The organism is Paenibacillus sp. FSL F4-0125 (genome assembly GCF_038008565.1).
Lineage (GTDB): Bacteria > Bacillota > Bacilli > Paenibacillales > Paenibacillaceae > Paenibacillus_AQ.
The window spans coordinates 6103010-6116773 of sequence record NZ_JBBOZJ010000001.1; the positions used below are offsets into that span (position 1 = coordinate 6103010).

13 protein-coding genes are annotated in these 13764 nt (G+C 45.8%); 2 read left to right on the forward strand and 11 right to left on the reverse strand.

Going from position 1 to position 13764, the window contains the following annotated elements:
* Positions 1–193: 193 nt before the first annotated feature.
* From NST74_RS27265 to ftsE, 4 genes are all read right to left on the reverse strand, one after another.
* Positions 194–1660 (reverse strand): S41 family peptidase, encoded by a 1467-nt coding sequence (locus NST74_RS27265; RefSeq protein ID WP_341115430.1) that lies wholly within the window; start codon positions 1658–1660, stop codon positions 194–196.
* A 124-nt stretch (positions 1661–1784) separates the two neighbouring features.
* A complete protein-coding gene (locus NST74_RS27270; protein ID WP_341115431.1) occupies positions 1785–3086 on the reverse strand; it encodes a murein hydrolase activator EnvC family protein in 1302 nt (433 codons plus the stop codon).
* Positions 3087–3116: 30 nt separating this feature from the next.
* On the reverse strand, positions 3117–4031 hold the full coding sequence (gene ftsX / locus NST74_RS27275) for a permease-like cell division protein FtsX (RefSeq protein WP_341115432.1): 915 nt from the start codon (positions 4029–4031) through the stop codon (positions 3117–3119).
* The gene (ftsE, locus tag NST74_RS27280; RefSeq protein WP_042131302.1) at positions 4021–4707 is read right to left on the reverse strand and encodes a cell division ATP-binding protein FtsE; all 687 of its coding nucleotides are present in this window, start codon (positions 4705–4707) and stop codon (positions 4021–4023) included. Before ftsE ends, ftsX begins: the two co-directional genes overlap by 11 nt.
* 230 nt (positions 4708–4937) lie before the next feature.
* Here ftsE and NST74_RS27285 point away from each other — a divergent pair, with 230 nt between their 5' ends.
* Both NST74_RS27285 and NST74_RS27290 read left to right on the forward strand, forming a co-directional pair.
* The gene (locus NST74_RS27285) at positions 4938–6365 is read left to right on the forward strand and encodes a VanW family protein (protein WP_341115433.1); all 1428 of its coding nucleotides are present in this window, start codon (positions 4938–4940) and stop codon (positions 6363–6365) included.
* A gap of 151 nt (positions 6366–6516) precedes the next feature.
* Positions 6517–6918 carry a hypothetical protein gene (locus tag NST74_RS27290; RefSeq protein ID WP_341115434.1) on the forward strand — a complete coding sequence of 134 codons (402 nt, stop codon included), beginning with the start codon at positions 6517–6519 and terminating at the stop codon, positions 6916–6918.
* 46 nt (positions 6919–6964) lie between these two features.
* On the opposite strand, the gene NST74_RS27295 is transcribed toward NST74_RS27290, so the two are convergent.
* From NST74_RS27295 to NST74_RS27325, 7 genes are all read right to left on the reverse strand, one after another.
* Complete coding sequence (locus NST74_RS27295; protein ID WP_341115435.1) at positions 6965–7567, reverse strand: DL-endopeptidase inhibitor IseA family protein; 603 nt, start codon at positions 7565–7567, stop codon at positions 6965–6967.
* A 203-nt stretch (positions 7568–7770) separates the two neighbouring features.
* Positions 7771–8376, reverse strand: a complete 606-nt coding sequence (locus tag NST74_RS27300; RefSeq protein ID WP_341115436.1) for a type IV pilus inner membrane component PilO — start codon at positions 8374–8376, stop codon at positions 7771–7773.
* Positions 8360–9979, reverse strand: a complete 1620-nt coding sequence (pilM, locus tag NST74_RS27305) for a pilus assembly protein PilM (protein ID WP_341115437.1) — start codon at positions 9977–9979, stop codon at positions 8360–8362. The genes NST74_RS27300 and pilM overlap by 17 nt, the downstream gene beginning before the upstream one ends.
* A gap of 15 nt (positions 9980–9994) precedes the next feature.
* Positions 9995–10744: a prepilin peptidase gene (locus tag NST74_RS27310; protein ID WP_341115438.1), complete on the reverse strand. Its 750-nt coding sequence runs from the start codon at positions 10742–10744 to the stop codon at positions 9995–9997.
* A gap of 96 nt (positions 10745–10840) precedes the next feature.
* Positions 10841–11320 carry a type II secretion system protein gene (locus NST74_RS27315; RefSeq protein WP_341115439.1) on the reverse strand — a complete coding sequence of 160 codons (480 nt, stop codon included), beginning with the start codon at positions 11318–11320 and terminating at the stop codon, positions 10841–10843.
* A 168-nt stretch (positions 11321–11488) separates the two neighbouring features.
* Positions 11489–12694 (reverse strand): type II secretion system F family protein, encoded by a 1206-nt coding sequence (locus NST74_RS27320; RefSeq protein WP_341115440.1) that lies wholly within the window; start codon positions 12692–12694, stop codon positions 11489–11491.
* Positions 12694–13743 (reverse strand): type IV pilus twitching motility protein PilT, encoded by a 1050-nt coding sequence (locus NST74_RS27325; RefSeq protein WP_341115441.1) that lies wholly within the window; start codon positions 13741–13743, stop codon positions 12694–12696. Before NST74_RS27325 ends, NST74_RS27320 begins: the two co-directional genes overlap by 1 nt.
* Positions 13744–13764: the final 21 nt, after the last annotated feature.

Consider the following 13764-nt stretch of genomic DNA (forward strand, 5'->3'; position numbering starts at 1 on the left):
AAGTGCAGCATTTTGTACAGATATCCTCTTCATTATACGCGAATACTGCAAATATACAGGAATAACCTCACTTATGGCTCGAAGGCTCCGCTACGGATTAGCCAACCATCCGCATTGAGCTACACCGTGTGTACGCTTATGCCCTTGATCGATTCTTTCATTTATAAAAAAAAGAAGGCTGAATTCAGCCTTCTTACTTTTTCGACGCTGCCGCCTTAATTTCCTTCTGAATTTCAGCAATCCCTCTATTCCGTTGGTTGTCGTTGGCAGGATCCTGAATCACTTTGATCAGTGCCACCTCCAGCGCCTCCGCCGTCTTGACATCAATCATGCCTGTGACTTGAAGTTTCGCTTCACTTTGGAATTTCTTCACTGCATTCTTAGTGCCAGCATCGAAATAGCCATCTTTACGACCCGGCTTGTAGCCTAAGCCGTCCAGCATCGTCTGTGCACTCTTCACATCAGCATTGTTCATGTTATATTGCAGTGTCACACTCTTGTTAATCGGAGCCACTGAGAAGTAATCCGGCTGTGCTACTGCGATATCCGGTTTAATCCCCTTGCCGTGAATCCACGTGCCGTCCGGTGTAAGCCATTTAGCAATAGTAACCTTCAGCAAGCTTCCGTCTCCGAGCTGTTTATCAAAGCTCGTCTGCACCGTGCCCTTACCAAATGAATTATCACCAATAAGCTTAGCTCCTGCTGACTGCTGCAAGGCACCCGCCAATATTTCTGAAGCGCTCGCGCTACCTTTATTCATCAGCACTACCACAGGATAAGCCTTGCTCGAGCCCTTGGACGTACTAACTTCGCGTTTTTTATCTTTGTATTCTATTTGAACTATGTTTTTGCCGGCTGGAACGAACTCTTCAGCCATTTCAATAACAATCGGGAGAACACCGCCTGGATCATTACGGACGTCAATGACCAGTCCCTTCATACCTTGCTTCTCTAGCTTTCCAAGCTCTTCCTTGAATCGTTCTGCGGTATTTAGAGAGAACTGAGTGACCTCGATTACCCCTACTCCGTCTTTTTCCATGGTCGAGTAGACCGTCTCAAGCTTCACATCATCCCGGGTAAGTGCAAACTCCAGAGGCTCTGCAGAGCCGGAACGTTGTATTTTCAAAGTAGCCTTACTACCCTTAGGTCCACGTATCTTCGCAACAGCAGCATTTAGATCCATGCCTTCCAGCGATTCTCCGTTAACGGACAGAATGATATCTTTGGCCTGAATTCCTGCTTTTTCCGCAGGTGAACCCTTAATCGGGGAGACCACGACTACCTTGCCGTTATCTGAAGAGACTTCCGCACCGATGCCTGAGAAGGAACCTTCAATGCTTTCTTCAAACTTCTCGGCTGTTTCTTTAGCCATATAATTGGAATAAGGATCGCCTAGCGCTTCCATCATACCGTTGACAGCACCATCTATCAGCTTCTCCCGATCTACTGTCTCGTAGTAATTACTCTCAATCAGACTGAGCGCAGTCCCAAGCTTCTGAGATTCCTTTTGTTGTAGACCTGTCACCTGCAACGCCGAGGCCAGTCCTTGTCCTGCAGCTTGTCCAAAGACATGAGTATAACCCGTCACGCCCAAGGTTACTAAACTACCACATAGCAAGGCGGCGACAATCATAAACGCCGCTGTGCTTTTTTTCAACATGATTTTCCCACCGTCCCTTCTTGTCCATCTCGTAAACAACACCTATGTCCGTCCTGAAAGGTACGGTATCCATTCCAGTATATACCGTACAATCAAATAATATGAGTTATGAGTTCCTTAAAAGTTAGAGATATGGCATAGGATTTACTGTCTTACCATCAATCCGCACTTCGAAGTGAAGGTGAGGACCCGTTGAATTACCTGTGGAACCAGATTCAGCGATCACATCTCCGCGATTGACTTTATCCCCAGAACTAACCCTAATACCGCCTTTACGTATATGTCCGTAGAGGGTCCAAACTCCGCCTCCATGGTCAATAATTACACAATAGCCGTAACCACTCCACCATTCAGCTAAAATAACCGTTCCGGAATCCGCTGCATGAATACTGGTTCCTTGCGGAACCGCAAAGTCGACGCCAGTGTGCACTTTGCCTTTCTCACCTGTGATCGGATGTGTCCGTGGTCCAAAGGAGGACGAGATTCTTGCCGACCCTACAGGAAGTAGAAACGGTCCGTCTCCACCTGCATAAGCCGTTTCATTCGAGCTGGAGCTTGAACTGCTGCTTCCCTTGCTGGCAGCAGCCTTCTTGGCAGCCTCCGCAGCTCGACGAGCTGCTTCCGCCTTAGCTGCTGCTGCTTTACGAGCAGCTTCCTCAGCCTTGATCTTATCCTTTTGCGTTTCCAGTGCAGAACGTTCGCTTGCCAATTTGACCAGCTTCTCATTCTGCTCCTCACTCAAATCATCGCTTTCTTGAATTTGCTTGTCATAGAATGCGATAAGCTCTTGCTTCTCCGCTTCTTTCTCCTTGAGCAGACTTCTCTGTTGCTCCAAAGAAGTGTACAACTGCTTAGCTTGAGCATATTGCCCTTCAAGCTCCTGTTTCTTTTCTATCACTGTCTGCTTGTCCAGCTTATGTTGCACTAGCAGCTCCTGATCCTGATCCACGATCATCTTAAGTGAATCTGCACGGTCTAGGAAATCAGCAAAGCTTGTCGAAGAGAGTAAAACATCCAAGTAAGAAACCGCTCCATCGGTATACATTAGCCGAACACGGGACCCCAAGACTTCCTCTCTTGAAGCGACCCGCGCCTCTGCTTTATCCAATTCCGTTGCTGTAGCATTCAAAGATTGCTCTGTATCGGAAATTTTGGTTGAGATTTCGGTCATTTTACCCTTAACTTGATCTACCTGCTGCAGTACGTACTGCAGATTGAGATTCGTCTTATTCTTATAATGTTGTGCTTCCTGCGTTTGGGACGCCGCTTTCTCCTGCTGCGCCTTAGCTTCCTGCACCTCTTTTTGCAGCTGCTTTAACTGCTTATCGATTTCGGCAACACTTGTTTTTTTGGCATATCCATCAGAGGGCTGGAATATAGTGACAGCTAGTAACATTACGGCTAGTCCGGCGGCAATCTTCTTCAACTCGCACTCCCCATCCTTCACTTTTTAATATTAAACTTTCAAGAACTTTCGAATAGAAACCGTACTTCCCCAGACGCCGATCAGCACGCCTAGCCCAACTAACACACCAATGATTTGCATCCAAATATCTCCGAATGGAATCAGCTGCAATTGGAGCATTGGATCTCCCTGTACGGAGGACTCCAACCCGCTGTAACCCAAATATAAGATACCAGAGGTGACAAGTGATCCGATCAATCCGATCAGTGCCCCTTCTATAAAGAAAGGCCAGCGAATAAAATAATTTGTCGCGCCAACCAGCTTCATAATACCAATCTCCTTACGACGGGCAAGAATCGTAACCCGAATCGTATTGGAGATGAGGAACATAGACATGAGCGCAAGACCTGCAACAAAAATAAAACCAATATTACGTACAGCGCGCGTTATTTTGAACAAGGTTTCTATCGAGCCCTTGCCATATTTCACTTTGTAAATAGGCTCCTCGGTATGTGTCTTGTTGAGTGCTTCAATCTTTTCTGCCACAAAGGCTACTGTAGTAGGTTCAACAACTTCTACCTTAAGCGTATCCGGGAGAGGGTTATTGTCTTCATCGAACCCTTCCAGAAGCTCCGCTGCGTCCTCACCCATGTCTGCACGGAGATCTTTAAGTCCTTGGTCCTTGGAGATAAACGTAATCTTGCTGACCTCTGGCATATTGCCAATTTCAGTCTGCAAAGTCTCACGCATTTTCTGGTCTACATTCAGTGCCAAATGCACATTAATTTGTACCTGACTGTCTGCCTCATCCGCTACAGCATTCACATTAAGAACAAGAAGAATAAATACACCTAGGACAAAAAGAGAGACGACGATGGAAGTGATCGAAGCAATCGACATCCAGCCATTACGGAATACGCTTTTGAAGCCTTCCCGCACATGTCGCAAGAAGGTTTTAAAACTCATATCCATATTCCCCTCTCGCTTGGTCTCTAACAATATTTCCGTTCTCAATCGCAAGCACCCGTTTGCGCATTTTGTTCACGATATCTTTATTATGGGTAGCCATTACAATCGTTGTTCCACGAAAATTAATTTCGTCCAGCAGTTGCATTATGCCCCATGAAGTCTCAGGGTCCAAGTTGCCTGTAGGCTCGTCCGCAATAATAACAGAGGGGTTGTTAACAATAGCCCTTGCAATTGCAATCCGCTGCTGCTCGCCGCCAGAGAGCTGTGAGGGCTCACGATTCGCTTTATTTTTGAGTCCAACCAGATCGAGAACTTCATTCACACGTTTCTTGATGACCTTCTTCGGCGCTTCAATAACCTCCATGGCAAAAGCGACATTCTCATAAGCCGTCATCCTTGGCAATAGCCGAAAGTCTTGAAATACAACGCCGATATTACGGCGCACATATGGGATTTTACGTTGTTTAAGCTTCCCTATGTTAAAGCCTCCCACAGAAATTTGACCCTTAGTTGGCACTTCTTCTCTATAAATCAATTTCATAAAAGTAGATTTACCCGCGCCGGATGGACCGACAACATACACGAATTCATTGCGGTCAATTTTTACTGAAACTCCTTGCAGTGCGTGAGTTCCGTTAGGGTAGGTCTTCCATACATCTTGCATTTCAATCATTTTCTCACTTCCCAATTATGACATTTTCCACTTGTTTGAATCGACAGGGTCCAGCTTAAGTTTCCATAAACTTCAATATTTCCGCAATGTATCTATTGTAACAAATCTGTAACCGATTGAGTACCCCGTAACTGCTCCACTATTCGAAAGTTTTGTAGTGTCTGTACATATAAATAGAAAAAGCACCTACGGTGCCTGCTCGCAGATGCCATCCAGGAAGGGGATTAATCATGAAAAAAATTCATCTGGCCCTCATAGTACTCACTGCACTCATTCTTATCGGCTCATTAATATATGGGGGACTTCATCTATATAGCCACAATAACACGCTTCCAAAAGGTACAACCCTTGCCGGATGGGAGGTGGGCGGGCTGAACATCTCGGAGGCTCGTTCCGAACTGGAGGAGAAGCTCCATGCCCTTGAATCTGTCCCCCTCGTTCTGCAGGTAGAAGGGAATTCTGAGCTTACCCTCAAGCTTAAACAAGCCGGAATGACCTATGCGGCCGCGGCTTTTGAGCAAGGACTACAGGATCTCACAGAAGGAGGTCTATGGGATCGGGTAAAAGCCCGTTACAGCTTCCCCCAGAATTGGAGTCTTGAAGCCCATCTGAATATCGCTCAATTAAAGACCATCCTAAGTCCCGCTTGGGAGAGAGAATCCTTTGGAGATCCGGTCGATGCTACGCGGCGAATTACGGGGGATGATCGTGTAGTGTATACGCCCGAGAAGACTTCTCTTGAGGTAGACTGGACAGGAATGGTCACCTCACTGTCGGCTGCCGCTCCCACTCGGTTTAATCGTCTGATTACGCTCCAGGAGAAGGGGATTACACTGGAAGTTCCTTTAACTATATTACAGCCGGATATCACCCTAAACGCATTAAAAGAGCAAGGCATTGAGCGAAAAATCATGCAATTCAGCACCTCACTCGGCGCAAGTGGACCTGGACGAATCTACAACGTTGAATCAGCGGCCAAAGCTGTGAACGGAACGGTGCTCCCACCTGGAGCGGTCTTTGATTATGGCAAAGCTATTGAAAAAGCAAAAATAGAATATGGCTTCCGCGAAGCGCCAGTCATTGTGAACGGTAAGCTACAAGCCGGTGTCGGCGGCGGAATCTGCCAAGTGTCCAGTACACTGTACAACGCCGCTCTTCGTACTGGACTAGAGATTGTGGAGCGCCGCAATCACTCCTTGCCGGTCAACTATTTACCCAAGGGCCAGGATGCGACGTTTGCTGAAGGCTATATTAACTTCCGTTTTCGCAATACGACTGGCAAATATCTTGTCATTAAAGCAGCTGTGCAAGGCCGCTCACTAACGATCAAGCTCTTCGGTACCTTTCCGCAAAATGTTACTTATAAAGTCCATTCACAAATCGTAGAGGTGCTGCCTCCAGTCGACAAGTACGTAAACGACCCTTCCCTCCCTCGCGGAGGTACACGTGTTATTCAAAACGGGAAAACTGGCTATGTTGTTGAAACCTACAGCACCCGGTTAGTTGACGGTAAATCCACTGAGGTAAAAAAGCTGTCCCGCGATGTGTATTACGCACAAAAACGATTAATCGCCATCAATCGTGGAGGCGTGAGCAAATCCGTTATTCCAGAAGCACCTAGAAAGCAGTTGGTAGAGGACGGCGTGCGAAGTGAATAGATTACTTACAAAAAAAACGGCCAGACCTCGTGAGGTTCTGACCGTTTTTGCTTGTGAATCTATTTTACCTGTAGATGACCTTTCTCGCCTTTAAAATTTACGATTCGGGGGTACATTAGAAATAGACCTATAATCAGAAAGGATGAACACCATGTCAATAGCTCTTGTAAATGATCTTTCTAATATTGTCCGCAGTGCACCTGCTATTTTCGCCTCACGTACTTGTAGAGAAGCCCTTCGCGTAATGTTCCAGCATCCGGAATCGAAATGTATTGTCGTCTGTAATGCTATGAATGAACCACTTGGATTATTAATGAGCGAACGTTTCTTTTTAAAAGCTACAGGAAGATCAGGGGTAGATATGTTCTACAAAGAACCTGCCATGAAGCTTATGAGCAAAACACCGCTAGTCTATGATATCTCCACTCCACTTGATGTCGTATTCGCTACTGCTATGAACCGCCCAGATCCTATGAAGAATGATTGTGTCATTATTACCCGCAAAGGCAAATTCGCAGGCGTTGTTTATACCTCTGATCTTAAGCGCTGTTAGTTCATAACCCCTACTATCCTCTTTCCTCTAATACCTTTCCCTTTCCTCAAAAAAGAATATCCGGCGACATGTCGATTCTCCAGTATCCCTCCACTTTCTTCAGCTTCACATACACCGACTCACTGCTTCCCTGCGCTTCTGGATAAGGAACGGTCAGTTCAAATTCAGCGGTTGTCGCAGTCTTGGAGAGCATGCGGGCGGTGGCTTTTTCATACATTAATAGATTGCCCACATCTGCATTAACCTGCGACATTCTTCCGTCATGCTCTAAAAACTGTGTCTGTACATAATAAGCTGCAGCGTTGTGAGTGTACGCTTTTTTTATGTAATTCATTAGCTTCGTCTTGGTGCCAAGATCACTGGAAAGATAACGGTACTCCTGCGCTTTATATGTGAAGGTTTCTATCGGGAAGATATTGCCGCCTCGATTACTATAGAAATAAAGAGCTCTTGCATGGACTACGAGCGGAATGATACTTTTCACCGTCAAATTATTGATGGTAGCAGGGCCCTCTTTCCCAGGTGCAGACACAGCCACCTTCTTGATTTCCGTACTTCCTGCTGACGGTGAAGCTGCCATAGCTCCCCCACTTGCTGAGATCAGCCCTATGGAAAGGGCCAACGAACCAATCATCCACTTTTTGTTCATTCGGAATTCCTCCTTTGTCATTTGAAAAATACAGGCGATAGCCACTGTTCCAGCTTATGCACCCCGCAAGCTAAAATACCCAATAAACAGGGGAATGAAAACGGATTTATATATTTTCGGTAACGAAAAAAACCACCCTCCTGTTTTACAGGAAAAGTGGAGTCGTATAATGGTGCAATTGTTTTATTACATGGGTGAGATTTCTAATTCGATGTTGGAGTAACGGCCTCATAAAAAGCTGTGAAAGCTACGTTAGCAGTCAAGATACTTTCTGGAGTGTTCGCAGAACGCTCTTCATAGGACTGTTGGAAATTAAACGAGTCAACATTCACAATACGCGGCAGCTTCTGCAACTCCTCCATCCATTGTCGTATCCCCGTATACGTACCTTCTATGACTGCGGTCATTTTGATCTGTTTGATGGTAGGGAACAATACTTCTGCTGAGCCTGTCATTTGCTGAATCGGATTAGCCTCATCCAGAATAAAGCTAACGTCTCTTAGCCGCGCTTCTGAGGAAGTGCTTACTCCCCGCAAATCAACGATCAAACCTTCGCTTTCATCGCCTTTCGGGAGTGCTGCTAGAAGTTCCTGTTGTTCTGAATCCACAGAAGCTGCATTGCTTTTCAGTTCATTAATTTTAGCTTGGAGAATCTCTGCTTCTTTTTCAAGCTGGCTGACCTCAGCGTTCTGTGCGGATATTTCTTTATTGGTCGGTTGAACCCCCAGCATATAAAAGGCAAACAGCACCAAGAACAGAATCAATACACCTAGTACGATTGGAGAGCGATACTTATTGAACTGTTCCATCGCTATTCACCTCCTCTTGGCTTACATCCGTTCCATTGGCCTGTTGATTATTAGATAATAAGTTTACTTTATAAATCGCTGTATACATATTTAAAGAACTTGTTCCAGCATTCTGACCGGCCGTTCCTTCAGTCAGCTTCGAAATTGAGGCGTCCACTGTAAAAGACATTTGGCGAAGTTGTCTTAAATAATTAGAAGCATCCACCATAGCTGGTACGTTTACAGTCAAGTCAATAGCAGTGCGGTAGGTGTAGTTAATATCAAGGATCACAGCACCCGGTGGCAACCCTTCAACTAATTCATCCAGAATAGGAACAGCAATTACCTTACTATTCTGAATCTTCTCGATAGCTACCTTCCGATCTAACTGCCCAGGTCCGCTGTTCTTAAGTTTGCCAAGCTCTACCTGTAGCATTAAACTGCGATCCTGCAAGCCCTGCAGCTCCTCTTTACCATTAGAGATTTGACCCTTATTAGCTGAAAAATAAATCCCCGTCCCAATCGTTCCCACCAGCCAGATCGCCACAAGACCCATGGTCACATAGGGGAATAATAACGTCTCTCGGTCTTCTCTCGGCAGTAAATCAATCGTATCCACGCTGATGATGCTTTTTAGAGCCGTTCCTGCGGCTACTCGATAATCATTTAGCTCGAGATCAGATACAGCATTTTTCCCCATCTGATCTAGGCTTATCGGTGTAATATCGAGTTCTGCCAGCGACTGCTGAAGCTCTAGGTCTAGCTGTTTACGAATGGAGGGGGTACCTGTTATGACTAGGTTTTTGATACGAGTCGAACCATCGTGTAAGCTGTACTGGTAGAAGCTAAGCATCCGCGAGATTTCCGCAGTGATCTCCACCATTTGCTCCGGTGATAATTGCTCTTCTACAGCTACTGCTGTTTCTGCCAAGACCTCACTGTCTGCCATGAATTCCATTGCCGTCGCCGCAACGTTTCTTCCCTTATGCAGATCAAGCAAGTTAATCGTACGAATGAATACCGGATTCCCGTTTCTGAACATATAAATGTCCATGACCGAAGGCTCTAGATTAATAAGCATTGTTTCCGCAAAGCTTTCCCCATGTCCAGTTGCTATACTTCGCGCCAAGGCCGTTGCCGAAATTTCAACACTGCTTATTCGGAGACCTGCACGCTCCAGAATATCTACATAATCCTGTATCGATTTCCGCGGAGCAGCAAATACGAGCAAATGACTATGTTCCTCATCCACTTCGAGCGTCACGTAGTCGTAAACAGGATTTTCAAATGGCAAATGCAGCCCCGTCTCCACTTCGAGCTTTACAAGCTGCTCTACCTGTTTGTCGTTGGTACTTGGGATGCTCATTTTGCGGATGATGATCTGCGAAGGTGGAATAGACAAGGAAACCTTACTGCCCCTTAACCCTTCTTTCTTCACCCACTGCCTGACCCGATCATAAAGCGCCTCACTATCCGCCACCTGATTCTCAATGATCATGCCTGGAAGGAGCGGAAGATACCGTTTTTTGCGGACTTCCCATGACTGTTTATTCTTAAAACTAATATAACGAATACCGGTAGCCTCAATTGAAATCCCGGCCACTTTAGGGCCTAATCCAAGCATATGATCGGTTTCCTCCTATCCGATGAGCGAGAGATACGCGCCAATGATGTGTGAACCATACCCGAAACTAATTAATGCACCTATTGCTAACCATGGACCAAAAGGAACCGGTTGTTTGCGTTTGATGATACCAAGCAGCATTAGCAGTCCTCCGACCACACTTCCAAGCAGACAGGCCAGCAGAAAGGCCAAAATAACATTCGGAAATCCGATGACCAAGCCTAGTAGCGCAAATAACTTCACATCCCCAGCCCCCATCCCGCCTAACAACACAAAGGGAATTAGGATACCTCCTCCAAGGACAGCTCCTAACAAGTGATGCCATAACGGCCCCTCCGGAAAGAGCAATACAAGAATGAGCAGCAGCGGCAAAAAGAACAGCAACACCTTGTTCGGAATCAGCATGTACTTCAAGTCAGAAACTGTCACAATAACCGTCAGACTCACAAGCACAAATCCGACGACTCCCTTACCTGTCAGCCCAAACTGCAAGTATACCCATAGAAAAAGCAAACCCGTTACAGCTTCTCCTAGCGGATATAAAGGCGACACCCTTGTGCCGCAATAACGACACTTGCCTCCTGACAGCAGGTAGCTTATTACCGGAATCAAATCCCGCACCTTTAGCCGTGTATTGCAGTTCGGGCAATGTGACGGTGGATTGAGTAAGGATTCCTTAGCTGGCACACGCAGTGCCACTACGTTATAGAAGGAGCCCAGAATCAGGCCCAATAATGTGATGTAACTTGCGATGAATATTGTCATGGATTTCCTCTGTTGGCTTTCTGGATTTTAAAAAAGGAATCGGGAAGTCCGATTCCTTGGAGTAAAAAAATTTCAATCTATAAATAAAAGATAATGTTAGTCACCTGAAACTGGAGTTGGTGTAGGAGCTGCTTTCGCACCTAGCACCTTTTCAGCAACATAAACTCCATTATCACTTCCCGCTGGTTTTGGATCGATAGTTACCGAAACTAATTCCCCTTTGGCATTAAAACTCACAAATGTTGTACTATCATTAAGTGATTCTTTTGAGCTTGGTAAAACAAGAGTCTGATCAATATAATTACCTGATTTCAGCTCATCAAGGGTTACTTTCGCAACAGATGTAAAATTGCCATTCTTCTCACCCATTATATACATACGAGACGCGTCATAAAGTTGTCGTGCTGTCGCCAGGTCTGCATCTTTCTTTGAATTATTAATAATCCCACCAATCATCGGTATAGCAATAACCGCGATAATCCCCAAAATAACGATAACTGCCAATAACTCAATTAGCGTAAACCCCTTTTGATTTTCCTCTTTGCTCAATCTTCTCTTAATGGCTTGTGCTAACATTTTATTTCCCCCTCTAAGTGGTGTGTGATAATAAGGCCTATATTTTTTTGTTTCAATGAATCCCGCTACACTAATGATCCTTCCTAGTCAGCGCCAGCAAAAGATCTGTGGCCCTGCCCTGCTCCCTCGGGCGTCACCCCTCTCAATATTTACAAGGAACCGCAAGGTTCACATATTACCGTACAGACTGAACATCGGCAGCATAATAGCGGCCACAATCACACCTACAACACCTGCTAAAAAAGCAATCAGTAACGGTTCAAGTAATGACTTCAGACGATCAACGGTATTTTCTACGTCCATCTCATAGAAATCAGCTACCTTAGACAACATCGTGTCGAGCGCCCCCGTCTCTTCACCAATCGCAATCATTTGTGTAACCAGCGGCGGGAAGACCCATGCTTTTTTCAGAGGTTCAGACAGTGGATTCCCTTGTCTCAGCGAATCTCCTGCACTACGGATAAAACCTCCAATGACCTTATTTCCTGCTACCTCTTCTACAATCACCAAGGATTGCAGGATCGGAACTGAACTGGCATATAGAGATGAAAAAGTACGCGTAAACTGAGCAATCGAGCCTTTTTGATTCAGCTTGCCGAACACCGGAATCTTCAGCTTGGCATAATCAAGCGCATAGGCACCCTTTTCTGTGCGTTTTGTAATCTGAAAAGCTATCACTAGGAGGAGAACTCCGAGTATCCAGAAATACCATTGACCTTGAATGCTTTTGCTAAGGGCCAATACCATCTTTGTAATCGCTGGAAGCTCTGCATTCATCGATTCGAACATCGTTACAAACTGCGGGACTATCGCCCAGAGCAGGTATATAACCGCTCCAATCGCCATCACCCCGACCGTAATCGGATAAGTGAGCGCAGATTTAATCTTCTCTGTCGTAGAGTGCTGTTTCTCAAAAAACATCGCTAACCTGTCGAGCGTCCCTTCAATATCTCCGGATTCTTCACCGGCACGGATCATGCTGACGAATAGCTGCGGGAAGATTTTTTTATGATCCTGAACAGCTTGTGAGAACGATATCCCGCGCATCAGGCTAGAGTTCACATCTGCTAGTGCTTTACGTAGTGGTTTACTTTCTGTTTGCTCTGCCAAAATACGTGTTGCATCCACAATCGAAACTCCAGCACGCATAAGCGTGGCAAACTGCCTACAATAAATGATGAAATGAAGCGGTTTGACTGGATTACCAATATAAATATCCATCGATAGAATCGTTGTTTTGCGTTCGATCAGCGAGAACACCGTAAGTCCCCGCTTGCGTAGCTCTTCCATTGCCGTAGGCTTATCTGTTGCGGTCAGCTTTCCTTTAATGGATTTACCTGCGGTTGTCTTCACTTGATATTCAAAAAGAGGCATCAGCTACTCACCTCCGCCATAAACGCCTTAGCTGCAGCCGGATGAATGAAATCCTGAGATATATACTCACGGATACTCATGTCCAACGTATGCATGCCTTGCGAGCGTCCAGTTTGCATTACATTTTTAATCTGATGTGTCTTTTCGGTACGAATGAGGTTGGCTACGGCAGGTGTATTCACTAAGATTTCTGTTGCACATATCCGCCCGCGTCCTCCTGCCCTTGGAAACAACCGCTGACTGACAACTGCCAGTAATACTGAGGCTAACTGTGAACGAATCTGTCCCTGCTGATGACCCGGAAAAGCGTCAATAATTCGATCAATCGTCTGTGGTGCGTCTGTTGTATGTAAGGTTGCCATCACTAGATGACCTGTTTCCGCGGCAGTAACTGCTGCTGTAATGGTCTCCAAATCCCGCATCTCTCCAACGAGAATAACATCCGGATCCTGACGTAATGCAGCACGTAGTCCGCTCGCAAAGCTAGCTGTGTCACTGCCCACTTCGCGTTGATCCACTAAACAGGTTCCATGACTATGCAGAAATTCTATAGGATCTTCAAGTGTCACAATATGCTTGCTTTCGGTCTTGTTAATGTAATTCAGCATAGCTGCTAACGTAGAGGATTTACCGCTGCCCGTAGGGCCTGTAACTAGAATCAAACCTTGTGGTTTGAGTGATAAAGTGGACAAAATTGGAGGCATCGACAGCTGTTCTAGACTCGGAATCTCTGCAGGAATTGCCCGGGCAGCAATACTAATTTCACCCCGCTGACGATAAACATTCACCCGAAATCTTGCACCGCCATCCAGCGGATAAGAGAAATCTACCTCGCCTGCATTCCGAAACACTTCGCTTCTTTCACTGCCAAGCAGCGCTTCTGCCATTTCAGCAGCTTCATCGGCTGATACTGGTTCACCCTCAAGAGGGTGAAGCGTTCCATCCATACGTATAACTGGAGGCGAGCCTACAGAGATATGTAAGTCGGAAGCTTTGGAGGAGTAAGCTGTCTGCAAAAGCTGTCTTATATCCCGCGTATACGTTGGCATCCGCTGCTCCCCCTAGATTAA